General features: G+C 67.8%; 21 protein-coding genes and 1 pseudogene. 4 read left to right on the forward strand and 18 right to left on the reverse strand.

What is annotated here, in order from left to right:
• Nucleotides 1-123: 123 nt before the first annotated feature.
• Complete coding sequence (locus SROT_RS09930) at nucleotides 124-1062, forward strand: alpha/beta hydrolase (RefSeq protein WP_013138896.1); 939 nt, start codon at nucleotides 124-126, stop codon at nucleotides 1060-1062.
• A 73-nt stretch (nucleotides 1063-1135) separates the two neighbouring features.
• On the opposite strand, the gene SROT_RS09935 is transcribed toward SROT_RS09930, so the two are convergent.
• The 8 genes from SROT_RS09935 to dapB are packed head-to-tail and all read right to left on the reverse strand — an operon-like array spanning nucleotide 1136 to nucleotide 8014.
• Nucleotides 1136-2875: a ribonuclease J gene (locus SROT_RS09935; protein WP_013138897.1), complete on the reverse strand. Its 1740-nt coding sequence runs from the start codon at nucleotides 2873-2875 to the stop codon at nucleotides 1136-1138.
• Nucleotides 2872-3768 carry a 4-hydroxy-tetrahydrodipicolinate synthase gene (gene dapA, locus SROT_RS09940; protein WP_013138898.1) on the reverse strand — a complete coding sequence of 299 codons (897 nt, stop codon included), beginning with the start codon at nucleotides 3766-3768 and terminating at the stop codon, nucleotides 2872-2874. Before dapA ends, SROT_RS09935 begins: the two co-directional genes overlap by 4 nt.
• Before the next feature lie 11 nt (nucleotides 3769-3779).
• Entirely contained in the window at nucleotides 3780-4976 is a 1197-nt protein-coding gene (locus SROT_RS09945; protein WP_013138899.1) for a winged helix-turn-helix domain-containing protein, read from the reverse strand.
• A gap of 1 nt (nucleotide 4977) precedes the next feature.
• A complete protein-coding gene (locus SROT_RS09950) occupies nucleotides 4978-5466 on the reverse strand; it encodes a dihydrofolate reductase (RefSeq protein WP_013138900.1) in 489 nt (162 codons plus the stop codon).
• 2 nt (nucleotides 5467-5468) lie between these two features.
• Entirely contained in the window at nucleotides 5469-6281 is an 813-nt protein-coding gene (locus tag SROT_RS09955; protein WP_013138901.1) for a thymidylate synthase, read from the reverse strand.
• Nucleotides 6282-6317: 36 nt separating this feature from the next.
• Nucleotides 6318-6782, reverse strand: a complete 465-nt coding sequence (locus SROT_RS09960) for a flavodoxin family protein (RefSeq protein WP_013138902.1) — start codon at nucleotides 6780-6782, stop codon at nucleotides 6318-6320.
• A complete protein-coding gene (locus SROT_RS09965; RefSeq protein WP_013138903.1) occupies nucleotides 6775-7245 on the reverse strand; it encodes a hypothetical protein in 471 nt (156 codons plus the stop codon). The genes SROT_RS09960 and SROT_RS09965 overlap by 8 nt, the downstream gene beginning before the upstream one ends.
• A 1-nt stretch (nucleotide 7246) precedes the next feature.
• Nucleotides 7247-8014 (reverse strand): 4-hydroxy-tetrahydrodipicolinate reductase, encoded by a 768-nt coding sequence (dapB, locus tag SROT_RS09970; RefSeq protein ID WP_013138904.1) that lies wholly within the window; start codon nucleotides 8012-8014, stop codon nucleotides 7247-7249.
• A 93-nt stretch (nucleotides 8015-8107) separates the two neighbouring features.
• Between dapB and SROT_RS09975 the strand changes: the two genes are divergently transcribed.
• Nucleotides 8108-8578, forward strand: coding sequence for a hypothetical protein (locus tag SROT_RS09975; protein ID WP_013138905.1), 471 nt, complete (start codon nucleotides 8108-8110; stop codon nucleotides 8576-8578).
• A 66-nt stretch (nucleotides 8579-8644) separates the two neighbouring features.
• Here SROT_RS09975 and SROT_RS09980 read toward each other — a convergent pair whose 3' ends face one another.
• Nucleotides 8645-8965 carry a hypothetical protein gene (locus tag SROT_RS09980; protein ID WP_013138906.1) on the reverse strand — a complete coding sequence of 107 codons (321 nt, stop codon included), beginning with the start codon at nucleotides 8963-8965 and terminating at the stop codon, nucleotides 8645-8647.
• 65 nt (nucleotides 8966-9030) lie between these two features.
• Here SROT_RS09980 and SROT_RS17365 point away from each other — a divergent pair.
• A pseudogene (locus SROT_RS17365) lies at nucleotides 9031-9219 on the forward strand (MerR family DNA-binding transcriptional regulator); the annotation flags it as partial.
• A gap of 176 nt (nucleotides 9220-9395) precedes the next feature.
• Here SROT_RS17365 and SROT_RS09985 read toward each other — a convergent pair.
• From SROT_RS09985 to SROT_RS10000, 4 genes are all read right to left on the reverse strand, one after another.
• On the reverse strand, nucleotides 9396-11609 hold the full coding sequence (locus SROT_RS09985) for a polyribonucleotide nucleotidyltransferase (RefSeq protein ID WP_013138907.1): 2214 nt from the start codon (nucleotides 11607-11609) through the stop codon (nucleotides 9396-9398).
• Between the two features lie 255 nt (nucleotides 11610-11864).
• On the reverse strand, nucleotides 11865-12134 hold the full coding sequence (gene rpsO, locus SROT_RS09990) for a 30S ribosomal protein S15 (RefSeq protein WP_013138908.1): 270 nt from the start codon (nucleotides 12132-12134) through the stop codon (nucleotides 11865-11867).
• 112 nt (nucleotides 12135-12246) lie between these two features.
• Complete coding sequence (locus SROT_RS09995) at nucleotides 12247-13218, reverse strand: bifunctional riboflavin kinase/FAD synthetase (RefSeq protein WP_013138909.1); 972 nt, start codon at nucleotides 13216-13218, stop codon at nucleotides 12247-12249.
• 49 nt (nucleotides 13219-13267) lie between these two features.
• Nucleotides 13268-14092, reverse strand: a complete 825-nt coding sequence (locus tag SROT_RS10000) for an RDD family protein (RefSeq protein WP_013138910.1) — start codon at nucleotides 14090-14092, stop codon at nucleotides 13268-13270.
• Between the two features lie 70 nt (nucleotides 14093-14162).
• Between SROT_RS10000 and SROT_RS10005 the strand changes: the two genes are divergently transcribed.
• Nucleotides 14163-15155, forward strand: a complete 993-nt coding sequence (locus tag SROT_RS10005) for a stage II sporulation protein M (RefSeq protein WP_013138911.1) — start codon at nucleotides 14163-14165, stop codon at nucleotides 15153-15155.
• Here SROT_RS10005 and SROT_RS10010 read toward each other — a convergent pair whose 3' ends face one another.
• From SROT_RS10010 to SROT_RS10030, 5 genes are all read right to left on the reverse strand, one after another.
• Complete coding sequence (locus SROT_RS10010) at nucleotides 15156-16478, reverse strand: DUF58 domain-containing protein (RefSeq protein WP_013138912.1); 1323 nt, start codon at nucleotides 16476-16478, stop codon at nucleotides 15156-15158.
• A gap of 61 nt (nucleotides 16479-16539) precedes the next feature.
• Nucleotides 16540-17508, reverse strand: a complete 969-nt coding sequence (locus SROT_RS10015) for an AAA family ATPase (protein ID WP_013138913.1) — start codon at nucleotides 17506-17508, stop codon at nucleotides 16540-16542.
• Nucleotides 17505-18653, reverse strand: coding sequence for a DUF4350 domain-containing protein (locus SROT_RS10020; protein ID WP_013138914.1), 1149 nt, complete (start codon nucleotides 18651-18653; stop codon nucleotides 17505-17507). The genes SROT_RS10015 and SROT_RS10020 overlap by 4 nt, the downstream gene beginning before the upstream one ends.
• Nucleotides 18647-19366 (reverse strand): DUF4129 domain-containing protein, encoded by a 720-nt coding sequence (locus SROT_RS10025; RefSeq protein WP_013138915.1) that lies wholly within the window; start codon nucleotides 19364-19366, stop codon nucleotides 18647-18649. The genes SROT_RS10020 and SROT_RS10025 overlap by 7 nt, the downstream gene beginning before the upstream one ends.
• Complete coding sequence (locus SROT_RS10030) at nucleotides 19363-20607, reverse strand: hypothetical protein (RefSeq protein ID WP_013138916.1); 1245 nt, start codon at nucleotides 20605-20607, stop codon at nucleotides 19363-19365. The genes SROT_RS10025 and SROT_RS10030 overlap by 4 nt, the downstream gene beginning before the upstream one ends.
• Nucleotides 20608-20667: the final 60 nt, after the last annotated feature.

The following is a 20667-nucleotide window of genomic DNA, read 5'->3' on the forward strand; positions in this document are numbered from 1 at the left end:
CAATGTACGCTTGCTTGCCCGCCTCCTCTGCCGAAGGCTCAGCCCAGCCCCTGCCGCATCACGACCAGTTGTCGTCACGACCAGTTGTACAGTGGCGAACATCCGCAGACACGAAGGAGAGCCATGCCCCTCGACCCGATTCTCGAACAAATCGCAGCAGGCGGCGGGTTCGCGCCCATGGACGAGGACCTTGCGATTCTGCACGCCGAACGGGCTGCGGCCCGCGCCCTCGCGCTCGCCAATCGGTCTCGGACCAAAGTCAAACGGACCCAAGACCGGCAGATCGAGGGACGGGAAGGCCCCATCGGCGTCCGGATCTACTGGCCGGACACAGACTCTGCGGCGCCGGCCCCGCTCGTCGTTTTCTACCACGGCGGCGGGTTCGCCCGAGGCGACCTCGAGACGCACGACCCAGTCGCGCGCGCGATCAGCGCCAAAGCCGAAGCGGTGGTCGTCGCCGTGGACTACCGGCTCGCCCCCGAGCACCCGTATCCGGCCGCTGCGCACGACTCGTTCGACGCCCTGCTGTGGTCGCACGAACACGCGGCGGAACTCGGCGCAGACCCGGGGCGCATCGCCGTGGCCGGGGACTCGGCTGGCGGCAACCTGGCCGCCGTCGTCACACAGCTCGCACGGGACGCGGGCGGACCGCCGTTGAAGTTCCAGCTGCTCTGGTACCCCGCCGTCACCTTCGACCTCTCCCTCCCCTCCGCCGAGGAAAACGCGCACGGCCCATTGCTCACCCGCAAGGACATGGAACTCTACGGCCGATTCTACCTCGGCGACACGGCAACGGGCGCCCCTGCGGACCTGCCCGCGACAGCGGCTCCGGTCAACGGGAATCTGGCAGGGCTGCCGCCCGCCTACATCGCCACCGCGCAGTACGACCCGATCCGAGACGACGGAACGACATACGCCAAGCTGCTCGCGGAAGCCGGGGTTCCGGTCGAACTGCACAACGCCGAAACCCTCGCCCACGGTTATGTCAGTTTCGCAGCGGCCGTCCCTGTGGCCAAAGAAGCCCGCGACCGATCGCTCGCCGCGCTCAAAGCAGCCCTGTGACCCGCGGCGGCGAGCGCCAGCGCAGAAAAAAGAAACCACAGATCCCAGCGAGATCGCACGACGGCAGCAGGTTTTACGACGACTTTGCGGGGCCCGTTTCCACCGCGGTCACAGTCGGCACGATCATCGGCCTGCGCCGGTAGGCGTCCGAGACCCAGCGTCCGACCGCGCGGCGCACCGACTGGGCGATCTGATGCGTGTCAACCTTCTTGAACTCCGCGTTGGGGCCACGCTCGGAGGCAAGTTTCGCAAGCTCCGCGACCACCAGCTCCTGTGCGGCCACGAGCGCCTTCGGATCGTCCGAGAAGCCTTTGCCCAACAAAGCGGGCGGGCTGACCGCGGCCCCGGTGGCCGAGTCCACCACGACATTGATCGCGATGAATCCGCCCTCGCCGAGGATCAACCGCTCGGAGAGGGTCGATTCCCCCACGTCGCCGACGGACAAACCATCCACGTACACGTAGCCGACAGGAACTTTGCCGACGGCTTTCGCGACCCCGCCGTGCAAGTCCACCGCGACGCCGTTCTCGGCCAGCACGACGTTCTTCTCCGGGATGCCGGTCGCTTGCGCGAGAGCGCCGTTGGCCCGCAAGTGGCGCCACTCCCCGTGCACCGGCATCGCGTTTTTGGGCCGCACCGCGTTGTAGAGGAACAACAGCTCGCCCGCCGACGCGTGGCCCGAGACGTGGACTTTCGCGTTCTGCTGGGTCACCACTTTCGCGCCGAGCCGGGTCAGTCCGTTCACCACTGCGAAAACAGAGTTCTCATTGCCGGGGATGAGCGAGGAGGCGAGGATGACAAGATCCCCGGACTGGATGCTGATGCTCTGATGATCGCCGCGCGCCATGCGGGAAAGCGCGGAAAGCGGCTCGCCCTGCGAGCCGGTCGAGATGAGCACGACTTTCGAATCCTGCAGCTCGGCCGCCTTCTCCATATTCACCACCACGCCTTGCGGAACAGTGAGATACCCGAGCTCTTGGGCGATGCGCATGTTGCGGTACATGGAGCGGCCGACATAGGCGACCTTGCGGCCGTTCGCGACAGCAACATCGATGACCTGCTGCACTCGGTGGACATGGCTGGCGAAACAGGCGACGATCACACGTTGGCCCGCCTTGCCGATGACCCGGTCGAGCACTTCGCCGATCTCACGCTCCGGCATGACGAATCCCGGCACCTCGGCGTTGGTGGAGTCCACGAGGAAAAGGTCCACGCCCGCGTCGCCCAACCGCGACATGCCCGCGAGGTCGGTGAGCTTGCCGTCGAGCGGGATCTGGTCGAGCTTGATGTCCCCGGTGTGCAGCACAACCCCGGCGGGGGTGCGGATGGCGACAGCGAGCGCGTCGGGAATGGAATGGTTGACTGTCAAGAACTCCAGGCCGAACACGTCGACTTGGCGCTGCTCGCCGCCAGTCACCTCGACGAACGTCGGCTTTTGCCGGTGCTCGCGGCACTTCGCGGCGACCAGCGCAAGAGTGAACTTCGAGCCGATGACCGGCAGGTCGGGGCAGACGCGCAGCAAAAACGGCACCGCGCCGATATGGTCCTCGTGCCCATGGGTGAGGACAATGCCGACGATGTCTTCCGCCCGGTTCTCGATCGAAGAGAAGTCGGGAAGGATGAGATCGACTCCGGGCTGGCGGTCTTCTGGGAAAAGGACGCCGCAGTCGACGATGAGCAGTTTGCTGCCGTATTCGAAGACGGTCATGTTCCGGCCGATCTCGCCGAGACCGCCGAGAGCGGTCACCCGCAAAGCGCCGTCCGCCAACGCGGGAGGGGCCGAGAGGCTGTCGAGGATGTGCGCGTCGGTCATTGGCGGGCGCCCACGAGCTCGAGGTCTTGCGCGAGGGCCGCGGTCTCCTCGCCGTCCAAACCGAGGATGGGGAGCCTCGGCTCGCCGACCGGCTGGCCCAGCAGCGCCAGACCGGCCTTGGCCAAGGCGACACCGCCGTAACGTGCTTGCGCCCGCACAAGCGGCAATATGCTGACCTGCAGTTCCCTGGCACGCGCAAGGTCGCCTTCGGCGAACGCGGTGTGCAGCTCGCGCAGTTGCTCGGGGACAAGGTGCCCGAGGACGCTCACCACGCCGACCGCGCCGACCGCGAGCCAGGGCAAATACACCACATCATCGCCAGAATAATACTGGAGCCCGGTGGTCGCGATCAGCTCCGCGCCCGAGCCGAAATCGCCCTTCGCCTCTTTCATGGCGGCGATGTTCGGGTGCGCCGCGAGCTCCTGGAGCGTGGCCGGTTCGATCGCGAGCGCGGTCCGGTGAGGAACGTCGTACAGCATGATCGGCGTGGTCACCGCGTCGGCGACCGCGCGGCAATGCGCCGCCAAGCCTGCCTGGGAAGGTTTGGAGTAATACGGTGTGACGACGAGAAGGCCATGAGCGCCAGCGGCTTGCGCGTCGCGCGCGGCCTGAACAGATTTCGCCGTGTCGTAGCTGCCGACCCCCTGGGTGATCTTGGCCCGGTCGCCGACTGCGGCGAGAACAGCGGAGAGCAGCTCCAACTTTTCAGCGGGCGAGGTGGTCGGCGACTCACCGGTGGTGCCGCCGAGGACCAAACCGTCCACACCTCGGGCAACAAGCCGTTCGGCGAGCGCGACACCGGCTCGCACGTCGAGTGAGCCGTCCGCCGAGAAAGGCGTCACCATGGCCACAGCGACCGTTCCGAACAGGGGCTCTGCTGCGCTCTGTGTCATGGGTGCAGAGCCTACCCGCGTGCCCTGAGGATCTGCTGAAGGGCTGGCGCGAGATCCCCGTTTCCGATGGCCTGGACCTGTTCGAGGCCCTGCCAACCGGCCAGTTCGGCAAGGCTCGCGGCAAGAGGCTCCGCTGTGTCGGCCGCTGTGGCGTGGTCTTCCAAAAACGCGCCTTGGACGAGCAGAACGCCCGCTCTGCGATCCGCTTTCACATCGACGCGGGCGACAAGGCGCTCGCCGCACAGGAACGGCAAAACGTAGTAGCCGTGTTCTCGTTTGTGTTTCGGCGTGTAAATCCCAATCCGGTATTGGAACCCGAAAAGACGCTCCAACCTTGGCCGGAAGAACACAAGAGGATCAAAGGGGCACAAAAGCGCCCGTGCGCCGGAAGTCCTCGGGATAGCCGTGTCCGGGGCGAGGTACGCGGTCTGGCGCCAGCCTCGCACCTGGGCCTCTTCCAACTCGCCTCTGGCGACGAGATGGCCGAGAGCGGCCTTCGTGTCCTTGGCCTCAAGGCGGTAGTAATCGCGGATGTCTTGTTCGGTGGCGATCCCGAGCGCGGCGGCGGCGTTCGCCGCCAGCTGCGCGACTGCCTCCTCCCGAGTGAGCTGGACCTCACGGAACGCGCGGGGCACGACGTTTTCCACGAGGTCGTAATACCGTTGGAAATTGACCCGCTTTCCGGTGGTGAGGACCCCCGCCGCGAAGAGCGCCTCGCAGACGATCTTGGTCTCGCCCCGATCCCACCACGGCCCTTTCGCGCCGTCTCGGCCGAGGCCCAAGCGGCGCTCCAGCTCGCCCGCGGTCAACGGCCCCGCCTCGTCGACGAGCGCGCAAATCTTCTGGCCCAATGCGGAACGAGCCGCGATGAGCTCTTTCTGAACGTGCCAACGGCCGTGCTGGTAGTCCTGCATGCGCCAGCGGAACGCCGGCCAATCCTCGAAGGGGATCAAGGCCGCCTCGTGCGCCCAGTACTCGACCAAGGCGCGATGTTTCTTCGACCAGGCGAGCCTGTCCAGGGCGGCTTTGTCGTACGCGCCGACACGGCTGAAAACAGGGAGGTAATGCGCTCGCTCCAGAACGTTGACCGAGTCGAGTTGGAGGAGCCTCGTCCGGGCGAGCGCCTTTCGGATCGTGGCGGCGCCGCCGGTGAAGCCCTGCGCTCGCAGAGCGAGCCTTCGCGCCTGGCCAATGGTCAGGGTCGCCATGTCAGGCTCTGCGGAAGGTGGTGAAGCGATACCGCAGCCCCGACTCGGAGCGCTGCCAGGGGCCTTCTGCGGCGACCCGCCAGCCCACGCCGAGCTGAGGGGCGTACACATCGCCTTCGACTTCGAAGTCCACCTCGGTGATCTCGGCGATCGCAGCGAGATGCACAGCCTTGGCGTAGACCTCCCCCCCGCCGATGACCCAGACTGTCTCCCCCGCCCGGCCCGGAGCGGTCGCAGTGACGACGTCATGCGCGACCTGCGCGCCTTGGGCGGTGTAACCCCGGTCCCTGGAGAGCACCACATTGGTCCGTTCGGGCAACGGGCGGAACCGCGCGGGCAGCGAGTCCCAGGTCTTGCGGCCCATGACCACCGTGTGTCCGACCGTGAGCTGGCGAAACCTGCGCATGTCCTCGGGGATCGACCACGGCAGCTCGCCATCAATGCCGATCACCCCGTTGCGCCCCTGCGCCCAAAGAACACCGACCGCCATCGCTAGACCGCCACCGGAGCCTTGATCGCGGGGTGCGACCGGTAGTCGACGATCTGAATGTCCTCGTACTCGTACTCGAAGACCGAAGGGCGTTGCCGCAGCTCGAGCCTCGGATACGGGTACGGGGTCCGGGCGATCTGCTCGCGCGCCTGATCGAGATGGTTGCGGTACAAGTGGCAGTCTCCCCCGGTCCAAACGAAATCTCCGACGTGCAGGCCCGCCTGTTGGGCCATCATGTGCGTGAGGAGCGCGTAGCTCGCGATGTTGAACGGAACGCCGAGGAAAAGGTCGGCGCTGCGCTGGTACAGCTGGCAGGAGAGTTTCCCGTCCGCGACATAGAACTGGAAGAGGATGTGGCAGGGCGCGAGGGCCATTTTCGAAAGCTCCCCGACGTTCCACGCGGAGACGACGATCCGCCGGGAATGCGGGTCTGAGCGCAAAAGCCGCACGGCCTGGTCGATCTGATCCACGACCTCGCCGTCCGGCGTGGGCCAGCTGCGCCACTGCGCCCCGTAGACCGGGCCCAGGCTGCCGTCCTCACGCGCCCATTCGTCCCAGATCGTCACGCCGCGCTCTTGGAGCCACCGGACGTTCGTGTCGCCGCGCAAAAACCACAAGAGCTCGTGAACGATCGACTTCAGATGCACCTTCTTCGTCGTCACCAGCGGAAAACCCTTCGCGAGGTCGTAGCGCAGCTGATGGCCGAAAAGACTGAGCGTGCCCGTCCCGGTGCGATCAGGACGTTCAGCCCCCCGCTCCAACACCAGCCGCAGAAGGTCTTCGTACGGCGTGGGAACCCCGGGCGTGTTTGTCATACGTCCAATGTAAACGAGAGGTCCGACAACGAAACGTCAGCGCATGAGACTGGCGGCCACAGCGGCCCCGAGCTCGTAACACGCCTCCCGAGCTGTGGAGTCCGGCGCGCCCGTGAGCTCCAAAGGGGCGGCGGTCTGCGCCAGCCCCATGCCGCCCGCGAGTTTGAGCACCGCGCGGACCGCTCCCCCGGTGTCGTCGGAGCCGTGCGCCCACAGGCCGAACCCACGCCCCGCCACCGCGTCGAGGCACGGGTAATAGACCGTGTCGAAGAAATGCTTCAACGCCCCGGACATGTAGCCGAAGTTGGCCGTGGTGCCGAAAAGGTAGCCGTCGGCCGACAACATGTCGAAGGCCGTGGCCGACAACGCTGGCACAGCGCGGACCTGGACCCCTTCGATCTCCGGGTCTTTGGCGCCCGCCAGCACCTTTTCGAAGATCTCCCTGGTCGCTGGCGACGGAGTGTGGTGGACGACCAACAAGGTCTTGGGGCCGTCAGGCACGGGCGCGCTCCTCCCGTTCCAGGTCGACGGCGCGGCGCATCGAAGCCCGCGCCGCGCTCCGCCGCCCCGCGGTGTCCTGCCCCCGCGCGAGCCGATACCAGGACTGCCACTCATCGGGCCGCCGCTCCACGGCGTCTTGCAGCTGCGCCACGAGTGTTTCGCCCGCTTCAGCGGTGAGCTTGCCCGACGGCGTGCGCGGCACGTTCGACACATCCAGCTCCTGGCCGCACTCGCGCATGGCCGAAGCGAGCCGTTGGTGGGCCATCGCCTCGCGCAAGGTCGCGACCACCAGCCACAGCCCGAGAACCGCGAGCAGCAGCACTCCGAAGGCGAGCATGCCCGCGACAGCGCCGCCGTTGCGCCAGAGCAAGACCGAGCGCCACGCCATGACGGCGAGATAGCCGACGAGGAAGACCGTGACGAGCAAAGCCCCCCAGATCGTCTTGCGGCCAGAGCTGCCCATCTCAGAGCCCGAGCAGGGGGGCGAGGCCGAGCGTGAGCCCCGGCCTGGCTGGAATCGCTTTGGCGGCGGCGAGCACGCCGGGGCCGTACGCGGCGCGGTCGACGCAGTCCGCCCGGATGACGAGCGTCTCGCCCGGATTGCCGAACAGGATCTCCTCATGCGCGAGATAGCCGGACATGCGCACCGAGTGGACAGGCACGCCGTCCACATCCGCCCCTCTGGATCCGGGCACAGCGTGCGTGGTGGCGTCCGGGGCGGGCGGGACGGCGGCTTCGGCCCGGCGCCGCGCGATCACCTGCGCGGTGTGCGTGGCGGTCCCGGACGGGGCGTCCACCTTTTTCGGGTGGTGCATCTCGATCACTTCGACCGACTCGAAGAACCGTGCGGCCTGCTCGGCGAGGTGCACGGCGAGCACAGTGCCGAGGGCGAAGTTCGGAATCACCGCGACGCCCACCGAGGGCTGGCGCGCCAGCGCGTCCCGGATCTCGTCGTGGTGCCCCGGGGTGAGCCCGGAGGTGCCGACCACGGCATGCAGGCCGTGGGCAACGCTGAACAAGGTGTTGCCGAGCGCCGAGTCCGGGTGGGTGAAGTCGACGACGACCTGCGCCCGCGCCTCGACGAGGCTCTCCAACGGGTCGTCTTTGTCCAACGCCGCGACGAGCTCGACCCCGGGGGCTTGGCTCAAGATCGGGACCAAGGTGCTGCCGACCCTGCCGAGGGCTCCGAGCAGGCCGACCCGCAGGGTGTCTGATTGCGTGCTGTGTGTCATCAACCTCAACCTTAGTCTTCGAACGACGCGGCCTTGCGCTAGGCTCAGACGCCTGTGTTGCTTGGATAACAAGAACCTTGGGAAGGAAGACTCATGCGTCGCAGATCGGCCGGTGCTGTCATCGCCTTGCTCGCCGCCTGGCCGATGTGCGCCCCCGGCGCGCGAGCGGACGCTCCCGCGTTCCCCGACCTCGACGGTTACCAGTGGACCTCCCCCGACTGGTTCTTCCGGCACGGTTCGCGCCCGATGACCGCGGAATTCTCCACTCCCGACGGGCTGTACTGCTGGGTGAGCTGGTACATGGAGCTGCGCTACGGCTGCGACGGGCAACTGCCCGGAGCGCCGGCGGGCGCGAACAGCGTGCGCGTGCAGCGCGGCAAGCCCGGACAGTTCCTCACCGCCGCGTCGCACGACATACCGGGCTCCCCGGCCATGGCGCTGGAGCCGAACCATTACTTCAACGACGCCGGAGCAGTGTGCCTGGTGGACGACGAGGGCATGACCGCCTGCGGCTACGGAGACCACGGGTTCATTTTGCGGCCCTCGGGCTCTGTCGCCTGGTGAACAAACAGCCCGAACCGTTAGGAACACGGGCGCTTGGGCGCTGTCGCGTCCCTCTCATCAGCCCGTTCAGAACCCCTGGCGAGTGGTCACCACGGCAGCCCACGCGGGCGCCCGGCCGTCGGCCTCGAGTTTGCGCCATTCGGTGAGCTGGATGAAATCCCTGTCCTGGTTCAACGCGGCCACCGCTGGGACAAGCCCGAAGCCGTCCACCTTGATCGCGTACTTCGCCCGGCCCGCGACGCGAATCGCGGCGGAACTCGTCAAACCGGGCAAGGAGTCGGCCGGGAGGAACAGCACCCACGCGCCGAAGTCCTCGAACAATTCGTCCTCGAACACCACTGCGTAGAGAAGATCCTCTCCGAGAGGTGGGATGCCGTCTTGAATCACCGAACGATAGTATCCGCATATCCTCATTTGACCCGCACGTTGCGTGATGGCGCACAGTTGGAGCTGTGGACGAGCGCGCCGTCGGCGAGGTCGCCGAGATCGCGCGCGTCACGGTGCGGACATCACACCACTACGAGGCAATCGGGCTGCTCATGCGGAGCGGGCGGAGCTCCGCGGGCTACCGGCGGCACTCGGCCACAGATCTGACGCGCCCGCACCAGATCTTGTTCTATCGGACGCTGGGTTTCGGGCTGGGGGAAATCAGCACCACCTCGCTGATCCGCGCTCTCTGGAGGAGGAGAGCCGGCAACCGGGCCTCGCCCGACACATGCGCGACGCGATCAAAGCGGACGCGCGACTGGCGGATAATCCGCCGCGAAGGAAGAGGGCCCCGACCAGTCGGTCGGGGCCCTCTTCTCCGTGCGGACGCTCACGCGGTCGCCGGGGCCCCGTCGGTCGCTGGAGCCTCGTCCAAGGCAAGGATCAGGCTGATCTTGCCCCGGTCGTCGATGTCGGCGATCTCGACGCGCAGCTTCGAGCCGATCTGCACCACGTCTTCGACGCTCACGATCCGCTTGCCGTTGCCGAGCTTCGAGATGTGCACGAGGCCGTCCTTGCCCGGAGTGAGCGAGACGAACGCGCCGAAGGCAGTGGTCTTCACGACGGTGCCGAGGTAGCGCTCGCCGACCTTGGGCAACTGCGGGTTCGCGATGGCGTTGATCTTGTCGATCGCCGCCTGGGCGGAGTCTCCGCTGGCCGCTGCGACGTACACGGTGCCGTCGTCCTCGATGGAGATGTTCGCGCCGGTCTCCTCGGTGATCGAGTTAATCATCTTGCCCTTCGGCCCGATGACCTCGCCGATCTTGTCGACCGGGATCTTGATGGTGGTGATCCGAGGCGCGAACGGCGAAAGCTCGGCGGGCTCGTCGATCGCGTTCGCGATCACGTCGAGCAGCGTGTCACGGGCCTCCTTGGCCTGCGCGAGCGCCTCGGCGAGCACCTGCGAGGGGATGCCGTCGAGCTTGGTGTCCAGCTGCAACGCGGTCACAAAGTCGGCGGTGCCCGCCACCTTGAAGTCCATGTCGCCGAACGCGTCCTCGGCTCCGAGGATGTCCGTCAACGTCACATACTTCGTCTCGCCGTTGACCTCGCCGGAGACCAGGCCCATCGCGATGCCCGCGACGGGAGCTTTGATCGGGACGCCCGCGGCCAGCAGAGACATCGTGGAGGCGCAGACCGAGCCCATCGACGTGGAACCGTTCGAGCTCAACGCTTCGGAGACCTGCCGGATGGCGTACGGGAACTCCTCGACCGAAGGCAGAACCGGCACCAGGGCGCGCTCGGCCAGCGCGCCATGGCCGATTTCGCGGCGCTTGGGGGACCCGACGCGGCCGGTCTCGCCGGTGGAGTACGGCGGGAAGTTGTAATGGTGCATGTAGTGCCGCTTGCTCACCGGGCCGAGCGCGTCGACCTCTTGGGCCATCTTGAGCAGGTCCAGCGTGGTGACGCCGAGGATCTGGGTTTCCCCGCGCTGGAAGAGCGCGCTGCCGTGCACCCGCGGGACCGGGCTGATCTCCGCAGAGAGCGGACGGATGTCCCGCAAGCCCCGGCCGTCGATGCGGAACCCGTCGGAGAGAATGCGCTCGCGCACGAGCTTCTTGTTGAGCGAGCGGAACGCGGCGGAGATCTCGCTCTCGCGGCCCTCGAACTGCGGCTCCAACTGGGCCTTGGCCTCAGCCTTGATCGCTTCGATCCGCGCTTCGCGCTCCACCTTGCCCGGCAGGCTCAACGCCTCGGACAGCACAGCGCCGGCGTTGAATTCCACAGCGTCGTAGACGTCTTGCTGGTAAGGGTGGAACTGCTGGAGCTCGAAAGCCTCTTTGCCCGCGACGGCGGCCAGCGCCTCCTGCGCGATGGCGAGCTGCTTGAGGAAGGGTTTGGCGGCCTCGAGGCCCTCGGCGACAACCTGCTCGGTCGGCTTGGTCGCGCCGCCCTCGATGAGCTTGATCGCGTGGTCGGTGGCCTCAGCCTCGACCATCATGACCGCAACGTCGCCGTCTTCGAGCACACGGCCCGCGACGACCATGTCGAAGACAGCCTCCTGGAGCTGCTCGACGGTCGGGAAGGCGACCCATTGGCTGCCGATGAGCGCGACCCGAACCCCGGCGATAGGACCGGAGAACGGGAGCCCCGAGAGCCGGGTGGAGGCGGAGGCCGCATTGATCGCGAGCACGTCGTAGACGGCGTTCGGGTTCAACGAGAGCACGGTGACGACAATCTGGACCTCGTTGCGCAGCCCGTCCGCGAAGGAGGGGCGCAGCGGCCGGTCGATGAGACGGCAGGTGAGAATGGCGTCGGTGGAGGGGCGGCCTTCACGGCGGAAGAACGAGCCGGGGATGCGGCCCGCCGCGTACATCCGCTCTTCCACGTCCACGGTCAGGGGGAAGAAGTCGAACTGGCTCTTCGGCTGCGCGGAGAACGTGGTGGCGGACAGGACGCTGGTGTCCTCGTCGAGCGTGGCGAAGACCGAGCCGGCCGCCTGTTGGGCGAGCTTGCCAGTCTGGAACTTCACGGTGCGGACGCCGAAGGCGCCGTTGTCGAGCTCACAAGTGACCTCGTGCACATTTGGGGTCAAACTATTCATCAGTGGGATTGGTCCTCTCAATAGGAATGTTCGAGACATGGCTGCGCCCGCCAGCAATGCCGAACTATCTCCCACACGCACGGTCATCGATCGAAGCCACCGCAAACGACCAGTTTGCGGCAGCCACTACCGAGGACCGAAGGAAAACCCGGCCACGCCAAAGGCTGCTGCCGCGTCGAGCCTAGCATTGCGGCGCGAGAAACCGGAAACGGCAGGCCAGGAATCGGCCTGCCGTGTGCGGTCGAGAAACAAAACTCAGCGGCGGATGCCCAGCTTCGCGATGATCTGACGGTAGCGGTTGATGTCCACCCGGGTGAGGTACTTCAGCAGGCGACGACGCTGGCCGACCAGGAGCAAGAGGCCCCGGCGGGAGTGGTGGTCGTGCTTGTGCTCTTTGAGGTGCTCGGTGAGGTCCGAGATGCGACGGGTCAGCAGCGCGATCTGCGCCTCGGGGGAACCGGTGTCGCTCTCGTGCAGGCCGTACTCGGCAAGAATGGTTTTTTTCGCCTCAGCGCTCAACGCCATGAGGGTGCTCCTTTGTTTCAGCTCCGCAGGTCACATCTGATTGGCGCACCGCTGCGGGCCGCAGAAACGCCAGGTGTTGACTGTATCAGCAGAGAGCGAGGAACGCGAATCGTCACTGCAGGGCCTTGCGGGTGTCCTCCACGTCTTTCGCGATAGCGTCGATCAGCTCCTCGCGGGACTGGAAGGCCCACATGTCCCGCAGCCGCCGCACGAAGTCGACGGCCACGTACTGGCCGTACAGGTCGACGTCTTTGTCCAAGACATACGCCTCCACGGTCCGCTCCCGGCCAGAGAAGGTGGGGTTGGTGCCCACCGACACGGCGGCGGCGACCCTCCCCAGCGAAGCCCGGTTTTGCTTGCTCCCCGGCGCCGACGGGCGGGCCGGGCTCGAGATCGAGAACCATGCCGCGTACACGCCGTCGGCGGGGATCGCGGCATACATCGGCGGCGCCACGTTCGCAGTCGGAAAGCCGAGTTCCCGGCCTCGCCCGTCCCCATGCACGACCACACCCTCCACCCGGTGCGGGCGGCCCAACGCTTCGGCGGCGGCCGCCACATCGCCCGCCGCGACAACAGAGCGGATGTACGTCGAAGAGACCGTGACGTCGTGCTCGGCGAACAAGCGGACCGACTCCGCCTCGAAACCGAATCTTTTGCCCAGTTCGACGAGCATGTCGATGTTGCCTGTCGCTCTGTGGCCGAAGGTGAAGTTCTCCCCCACCAGCACCTTCGCCACATGCAACCTGCTGACAAGCAGCTCGTGCACGAATTCCTCCGCCGACTGCTTGGCGAGTTCCCTGGTGAACGGGATGACGCAAAAGACGTCGATGCCCAGCTGCCCGACCAGCTCTGCCCGCCTGGCGAGCGTGGTGAGCTGCGCCGGATGGTCCCCGGCCCGGATCACCTGGGCCGGATGCGGGTCGAAGGTGATCAAAGCCGACGGCAAGCGGCGTTTGCGAGCCTCGTTCACCGTGCGCCGGACCAATTCGACATGGCCTCGGTGCACGCCGTCGAAGGTCCCGATGGTGAGCACGCACCTTCCCCAGTCAGGGGGGATGTCTTCAATACCGCGCCAATGCCGCACGTGGTCAGCTTACCGCGCGCGCCCTGGGCGACGCCGTGTCGTATGCCCGCTACCCCGCGCCCAGCACGCTGTGCGCGCGCTCCCGGCGCTCACGCAATGCGTCCCGCCGAGCCGCCTCCCGTGCGTAGCGCTGCCATTCGCGCCGAGAACGCTCGGCGAGCACCGTGACGATCAAGACGCTCGCGGGCATGTCCGAAGGCGGCGGCGGAGAAACCGAAGCCGCGACCTCGTCCGCGATCCGCCGCTCTAACGCCTGCGAGACCTGGGGGCGCAGTTCACGAGCCCGCCGCACATACTGTTGGGCGAGCAGGGCCAATTCCGGCGAAAGCTTCGCGAGGGAGAGCGAGCGCGCCCAGGGCGCGAGCCCCACAGGCATCGGCAACGGGGGCGGGACGCGCTCGGCCCGCTCATTGATGACGACAGTTCCGGCGAACATATCGCCGATCCGTTTGCCCTTGGCCGAGACCAGCGAGCTGATCACCGCGGGGGCCGCGCCGAGCGAGTAGATCTCGAACACCGCCATCAGCCCCCGGACCAGGGCCTGCCGGAAACGGACCGGGCCGCCGTCTTCCGCGACCACGCGCAAGCCCATCGCCATCTTCCCGACTGTCCGGCCCCTGGTGAGCGTTTCGGCGAGCACGGGATAGCCCACGACGATCATGACGGCCAAAAAAAGAAACATCGCGAAGACCCACGCCCCGTCCATCCGGTGATAGGCGGCGGCCGCGACGGCGCCGAAACAGGCGACGAACAGCACCAGCACAAGCACGGCGAGCTGCAAGGCCGCGTCGATCAGCTTGGCGAGCGCGCGCACCGGCAACTGGGCGAGCTGCACGTCGAGCACAACGGCGTCCCCTGTCACCAGTTCCGGCATGGCCCGCAGTGTACTCGACAGCTGTCCTCCTCAGCGTTGCCGATCCACGCGCTGACGTTATGCTGAGCGGGTGGACTCGAACGCGTTCGCCAGCGTCCACGGGGAAAGCTGGCGCCGGCTCGAATCATTGCTGCGCCGCAAACGGTCCCTCACCGAGGCGGAGCTGGACGAGCTGGTCCAGCTTTACCAGCGCACCGCCACACATCTGTCCATGCTGCGCTCCGCGGCGGAGGACCCCGCGCTCATCAGCAGGCTCTCGGTGCTGACCGCCCGCGCCCGCGCGGCGGTGACCGGCGCGCACGCGCCCGCGTGGCGGGAGTTCGGCCGGTTCTGGACGGTCACCTTCCCTGTCGCGGCCTACCGCGCGAGATGGTGGTGGCTGGGAGCCGCCGTGTTCACAGCGGTGATCGCTGTGTCGGTGGGCTGGTGGGTGGGCCACGACCCCGCCGCGCAGGCGGCGATTGGCGATCCGGCGGACATCAGGCAGCTCGTCGAGCATGATTTCGAGCATTACTACAGCGAGCACGAGGCGAGCTCGTTCGCGACAAAGGTGTGGCTCAACAACAGCTGGGTGGCCGCCCAATGCCTGGGGATGGCCGCGTTGCTCGGCGCCCCCATCCCCTTTGTCCTCTTCTCGAACGCGATGAACGTCGGAGCGAGCGGCGGACTGATGTTCCACGCCCACAAAGGCGGGCTTTTCTTCAGCTTGATCGTCCCGCACGGCCTTTTGGAGCTCACCGCCGTCTTCCTGGCGGCTGGGGCAGGAATGCGCCTCGGCTGGCAAGTGATCGCGCCTGGACAACGGCAACGCGTCCAAGCTCTCGCCGAAGAAGGCCGGTCTATGATCGCGATCGCGATGGGCACGGCGCTGGTGCTGCTCGTCTCGGGCGGGATCGAAGCCTTTGTCACGCCTTCTCCCCTGCCGACCTGGGCCAAAGTCGGCATTGGGGCGGCAGCCGAGGCAGTGTTCCTCGCGTTCGTGATCGGGCTCGGCCGGCCCGCGGCCCGCGCGGGCGAGACCGGCGACGTGGAAAGGGCGCCCGACTACGCACCCGCCGCGTGACTACAGCTTGCCGGAAGCCTTCATCGCGATGTACTTGTCGGCGAGCGCGGGCGCGAGCTTCTCCGGCAGCTCGTCGACGACCTCCACGCCCATGGCGCGCAGCTCCTGCGCCACAAAGCCCCGGTCGGCCCGCATGAGCTCGGCGGCGGCGGCCCCGTAGACCTGCTCCGCGTCCGCGCGCCCAGCCGCGAGCTCCGCGATGCGGGGGTCGGCAACCGCTGCCAGCAGCACATGGTGGCGCGAGGTGAGACGACCCAGCACCGCGAGCCAGCTCTCTTCGAACGTGGACCGGGACAAATCCGTGAGCAGGACGACGAGGCTGCGGCGGCGGGCGCGCGCCAAGACCGTCTCGACGAGCCCGTCGGCGTCCACCTCGGCCAAAGCAGGTTCCAAGGGCGCCATGGCCTGGACTATCTGCGGCAAAAGCCCGCTCGGAGCAGCAGAAGCAGCCCAACCCCGCACACGCCGGTCGTAGGCGAGGAAATGCACCTTGTCCCCTGCCTTGCTGGCCAACGCGGCGAGCAGGAGCGCCGCGTCCATCGACCAGTCCAGCCTCGGCCAGCCAGCGGGGTCGGCAGACAGCGGGTCCACGCCGATCCGGCCTGCGCTGGTGCGCCCGCAGTCCAACACAATGAGCACTGGTTGGTCCCGTTCTGGGCGCCAGGTCCGGACCAGGACGTCGCCGCGCCGGGCTGAAGCGCGCCAATCGATCGAGCGCACATCGTCCCCGTCCACGTACTCCCGAAGCGAGTCGAACTCAGTGCCTTGTCCTCGGAGCAAGGCGAGCGTCTGGCCTTCGAGCTCGCGCAGCCGCATGAGCCGGGCGGGCAGGTGTTTGCGGGAGAGGAACGGCGGCAGCGCGCGCAGCCGCCACGGGACGAGGGCCGAGCGCTGCCTGCCCGCGAACCCGAACGGCCCGAGCGCGCGGACTGTCACTTTCGCCGCCTCCTGCTCGCCGCGCCGAACTGGCCGGAGCAGCGTCTCCACGGACATGCGCTCGCCCGGGGGCAGCGCGACGCGATGCCGCGCAGGGCTCGCCGACGCGCTCGGAGCCCACGCGTCGCGCAGCAAGCCCTGGACCTTGCGCTTGCCGAGATTCTCCACTGCGAGCCGCACCCGCGCCGTCTCGCCGAGCCGGACCACTTCGTCCCCCGAACGGGCGAAAGAGAGCTGTTTGGGGCTGCCCGCGAGCACGACGTCCACCAGCACGAGGACCACCGCGACGGCGAGGACCGTCGCGAAGACCGCCTCGGGGCGCGGGAGCAGGAGCACCGCAAGGGCTCCGCACGCGACGGCGGCGCCGACTCGCCAGGTCAACACCACGGGCGTCTCACCGCGCTCTGCGCGGCGGAACGGTGTGCCGCGACGTCGTGCGCTTCGAAGATCATCGGGGCACCGGCACCGCTGCGAGAAGCCCGTCGAGCAGGACGTCGGCGTTCATCCCTTCGAGCTCCGCCTCCGGGCGCAACGCGATTCGGTGCCGGAGGGCGGGCCTGGCCATGACCTTCACATCGTCCGGGGTGACGAACGCGCGGTCCGAGAGCCACGCCCAGGCGCGGGCCGAGGCGAGCAGCGCCGTCGCCCCGCGCGGAGAAACACCAAGGCGCAGCGCGGGCGACTGCCGCGTGGCCCGGACGACGTCGACGATGTAGCCCAGGACCTCCGGGCTGACGTGCACCTGCTGGACCGCTTCCCGGCCTGCCGCGAGGTCCGACGCAGAGGCAACGGGCTGGACGGCGGAGACGTCTCGCGGGTCGGCCGAATCAGCGAATCGCGTCAAAATGCCGATCTCTTCCTCCCGCTGCGGCAAGGGCACGACGAGCTTGAGCAGGAACCGGTCCAGCTGCGCCTCCGGCAACTGGTACGTGCCCTCGTGCTCGACGGGGTTCTGGGTGGCCGCGACGATGAACGGGTCCGGCAGGGGCCGCGAATGGCCGTCCACGCTCACCTGCCGCTCCTCCATCGCCTCAAGGAGGGCCGCCTGTGTTTTCGGCGGCGTCCGGTTGATCTCGTCCGCGAGGAGCAAGTTCGTGAAGACCGGGCCCTCGCGGAAGACGAATTCGGCGCTGCGGGCGTCGAAGATCTGCGAACCGGTGACATCGCCCGGCATGAGGTCGGGAGTGAACTGCAGCCTCTTGAAATCGAGGCCGAGGCCTCGGGCGAGACTGCGGACCAGCAGGGTTTTCGCAACACCAGGCACGCCTTCCAGGAGCACATGCCCCTGCGTCAGAAGCCCGATGAGCATGCCCGTGACCACAGAGTCCTGCCCGACCACGACTTTGGCGACCTCGTGTCGCAACGCGGCGAACGACGCCTTTGGATCTGCGATCGCCGGATCTGCGGCTGTGCTCATGCCCCGCGCACCTTCCCTTCACATACACCGTGTTCCACTTTGTCGAGTTCTTGCGCCAAAGCCACCAATGCCGAATCATCAGCAGGAACTGGACCGTACAATACCGATCTGATCTCGTCCTGGCCGCGCCCCAGCCGTTCCGCGAGCGCCGCCGTCATCACGCCCGAATCCCGAACGGGGACCGCGAGCCGTGTCGACAAGCGCCCCAACGCCGCCTCGCGCAACGCGGCCGCCGCTCTGCCTCTTGCCCGCCTCGCCTGGTACAGCTTGCCCAATCCTTCCGCGGTCTCCGAGGCGCGGACCACGACCGGCAACCGTTCGACGATCACCGGGCCAAGCCGACGCGCCTGCCAGAGCGCGGTCGCGACCACGGCGACAGCCAGTGTGCGCGTCGCCCACCAGACCCGCTCTGGAATGAGACCGGTGAGGCTCGGCCCGACTTTCTCACCTTTGATCTCAGGGAATTCCGGGGCGAGCCAGACCACGGCGCGGCGCGCGCCAAGGATGTTGAGGGCGAGCGCGGCGGAGCCAGGGGCGGCGATCCTCTCGTTGGCCATAAAGCTGCTGTCCGCGAGCACTGTGATGATCCTGCCGTCGTGGCGGTAGCGCAGAACCTCCCCGTCGTAGCAGGAGTCCTGGGTGTCTGGGGCGCGCAACGCCCAGCCGTTCATGCGCACCGCGCCAGCGCGCAGCGCGCCGCTCCACGCGCAACCCGGCTCGCGCGGGCTTTCGCTCTGATCGGTTCTGCTGTGCTCGACGCCGGGCGCGAGGACGCGCACTATGGCTGAGAAGGAGGCTTCCGCCACGACCCGGTCCCCTGGAAGCGCCGCGACTTGGCGCAACGTGTCCTCACCCGAAAGGTAGCCGCTGTTCGTGATGAACAGCAGGGTGTCGCTGGTCGTCGCCGACCGGGCCTCGTCCGCTGTCCGCGCGATGCGCAGATCGACGCCGTGCTGGCGCAGAAGCTCGGCCAGCGCGTGCCCGCCGTCCTTGCGCCAGCCCTGCGGGTCGAGCGGTTCTCGCGATCCCGAGTCCTCGCTGGAGAAGAACACGGTGAGCCCGACCAAGGCCGCCACAGCGAGCAGCAGGAGCGCCGACACCGCCGCTCCCCGCTTGCTGCGAAGCGCGCCCGTTCGGTTCACCACGACGGGGCCTCCCGGCCCTCGCGTTGCGGGACGTGCCCCAAGATTTGGGCCTCGGGGCCGCTGTTTTCTCCGTCGGCGCGGTGCTGCTGATCGGCTTTGGCCAAGGAACGAACAGCGCCCTCGATCGCCTCGTCCAGCCTGGCCGCTTCCTGGTAGGCGCGCTCCGAGCCCGGCCGCTCGCCGTAGACGACTTCGTCGAACGCGCGGGCGGCGGCGGTGAAACCGTCTTGGAGCTCGGGGAGGAGACCGCTGGCGAGGAAGGCGAACTCGTCCGCTGTGCGGCCAGGGGTGAGCGCGAGCGCCGAACGCTCGTCCAACTCTTTGACCACCGCCCGCACCCGTTCGGCGATCGCGGCCGACCAATCCCCCGCCGAAGCGGCGCGGCGCGCCCGCGCGCGGTGCTCCTCCGCCGAAGACAGCTCGGCTGATTCGTCCTCGAAGATCGTCTTCTTTTTCGCAGTTCCGCGGGTGGCCCTGCGGGCGAAGAAGACGACCAACGCGCCCAGCATGAGGACGACGAGGAGCACGAGGAGCGGCATGACGTTCGCGTCCCAGAAGCTGTCATGCGAGTGGGCGTGGGAGGAGCGATCAAGCGCATGCCTTCCAAGCCAGTCCACAAAATCTTCCCACCAGGTACGATGCTCGTAGCGAGGGTCGGTGAGCTCGCGTTGCGCTGCTTGCCGGGCGGGTTCTCGGTCCACTTCCACAGTCACGCCCCCCGTCCGCCGACAGCATCGGCGCTGCCGTCACCCGCGCTGATGCCGTCCACGCGGGCAGCGTCGGCCCCGTCTCCTGACCGCCCGAGCAGCACGAGGTCGTACGCCTCTTGGCGCATCCGCTGGTCCACGTACAAAAGCCCGGTCACGCCCGCTGTGAACGGCATGAGGATCGTCCTGGAGAGCAGCTGGCCGAGCGTCAAAACCACCACGGCCCACACGCCTTCGCGCTTGCCGGGGGAGGCGAAAACCTCGGCCGCGACAGTGAACGGCAGGGACAACGAGAGGCCGACGAACGCGGTGACGAATCTGGTGAGCAGGCCGACCCCGAGAATCTTCCAAAATCCCCGCCACACCACACGCGCAGAGCGGCGGCACGCCGCGAACACACCGAGGCGCTCGCTCATCATCGCAGGCGCGGACAGGGAGAGGAAGACACCGGCGACATATGCGAGCGGCAGAAAGACGAACATCGCGAAAATCAGCAGGAGCACGGCGGCGGGCAGGGCGAGGCCTGCCGCCGCCAAGAGCAGCACGGCTGCCACCGGGAGCAGCACGATCAACGCCTGCGAGAGAGGCACGAACAAGGAAAGCCCGAACAGCGCGAACCCTCGGCCCCGGACCTGCCGCCACACGCTGACGACCGCCTGGCGCGGCGCGGAGCCGGGGGCCGAGACCAAAGCTCTGGCGAGCACCGGCATCACGAACCCCGCGATCAGCGTCGCGGCGACCGCGGCGACCGGGGCGTCGGCCAAAAAGTCGGCCACCGATACCGTCGAGCGCGCATCAGAAGAGTCCGCGGCCGCCGAGCTGAAGACGCCGCTGATGGCCAACGCCCACCGCAGCGCCGGAGCCAACAGGGCCACTTGGAGCAACGCCCCGACTGCGAGCACGACGACTGAGAACGCGAGCGCCGCTTTCGCATTGGAGCGCAGAGCTGCCACAGCGCCGTTGTAGATTTCGGCGAGGCTCAACGGCCGAAGCGGGATCACGCCGGGCTGGAAGACGGAGCGCGCGCCGTCGGAAGGCGTGCGCGCCAGGGCCGCGCGGACGATCGCGTCCGCCAGGGCCCACGCCTCGCCGCTCGGCTCAGGCCGCTGCGCCGGGGGCGAAGCTGGGGCGTGGGGAAAAGGCCGCCCCGCCCCCGCGAGCCCGGACGCGCCCTGCCCGTCGGATTGCTCGGCCCCCAAAGCCGGGTAGGTGTAGTGCGCCGCGCGCGCTGCCCCCGGAGCTGTCATTTTTCCATTCTGGCAGAAATGTTCCCGGCCAGCCGCAGCAACCCGAGCCTTCTGCGCGCT

Origin of the sequence: Segniliparus rotundus DSM 44985 (genome assembly GCF_000092825.1) — a bacterium.
Classification (GTDB): Bacteria; Actinomycetota; Actinomycetes; order Mycobacteriales; family Mycobacteriaceae; genus Segniliparus; species Segniliparus rotundus.

Bases quoted from the DNA above. Each gene is read 5' to 3' on its own strand.
- SROT_RS09985 (WP_013138907.1), bottom strand. From the start codon at position 11,609: ATGAATAGTTTGACCCCAAATGTGCACGAGGTCACTTGTGAGCTCGAC.
- dapB (WP_013138904.1), bottom strand. From the start codon at position 8,014: ATGACACACAGCACGCAATCAGACACCCTGCGGGTCGGCCTGCTCGGA.
- SROT_RS09950 (WP_013138900.1), bottom strand. From the start codon at position 5,466: ATGGCGGTCGGTGTTCTTTGGGCGCAGGGGCGCAACGGGGTGATCGGC.
- SROT_RS10030 (WP_013138916.1), bottom strand. From the start codon at position 20,607: ATGACAGCTCCGGGGGCAGCGCGCGCGGCGCACTACACCTACCCGGCT.
- SROT_RS09975 (WP_013138905.1), top strand. From the start codon at position 8,108: ATGCGTCGCAGATCGGCCGGTGCTGTCATCGCCTTGCTCGCCGCCTGG.
- SROT_RS09945 (WP_013138899.1), bottom strand. From the start codon at position 4,976: ATGGCGACCCTGACCATTGGCCAGGCGCGAAGGCTCGCTCTGCGAGCG.
- SROT_RS10000 (WP_013138910.1), bottom strand. From the start codon at position 14,092: ATGCCGGAACTGGTGACAGGGGACGCCGTTGTGCTCGACGTGCAGCTC.
- SROT_RS09965 (WP_013138903.1), bottom strand. From the start codon at position 7,245: ATGGGCAGCTCTGGCCGCAAGACGATCTGGGGGGCTTTGCTCGTCACG.
- SROT_RS09935 (WP_013138897.1), bottom strand. From the start codon at position 2,875: ATGACCGACGCGCACATCCTCGACAGCCTCTCGGCCCCTCCCGCGTTG.
- dapA (WP_013138898.1), bottom strand. From the start codon at position 3,768: ATGACACAGAGCGCAGCAGAGCCCCTGTTCGGAACGGTCGCTGTGGCC.
- rpsO (WP_013138908.1), bottom strand. From the start codon at position 12,134: ATGGCGTTGAGCGCTGAGGCGAAAAAAACCATTCTTGCCGAGTACGGC.
- SROT_RS09930 (WP_013138896.1), top strand. From the start codon at position 124: ATGCCCCTCGACCCGATTCTCGAACAAATCGCAGCAGGCGGCGGGTTC.
- SROT_RS10015 (WP_013138913.1), bottom strand. From the start codon at position 17,508: ATGAGCACAGCCGCAGATCCGGCGATCGCAGATCCAAAGGCGTCGTTC.
- SROT_RS09955 (WP_013138901.1), bottom strand. From the start codon at position 6,281: ATGACAAACACGCCCGGGGTTCCCACGCCGTACGAAGACCTTCTGCGG.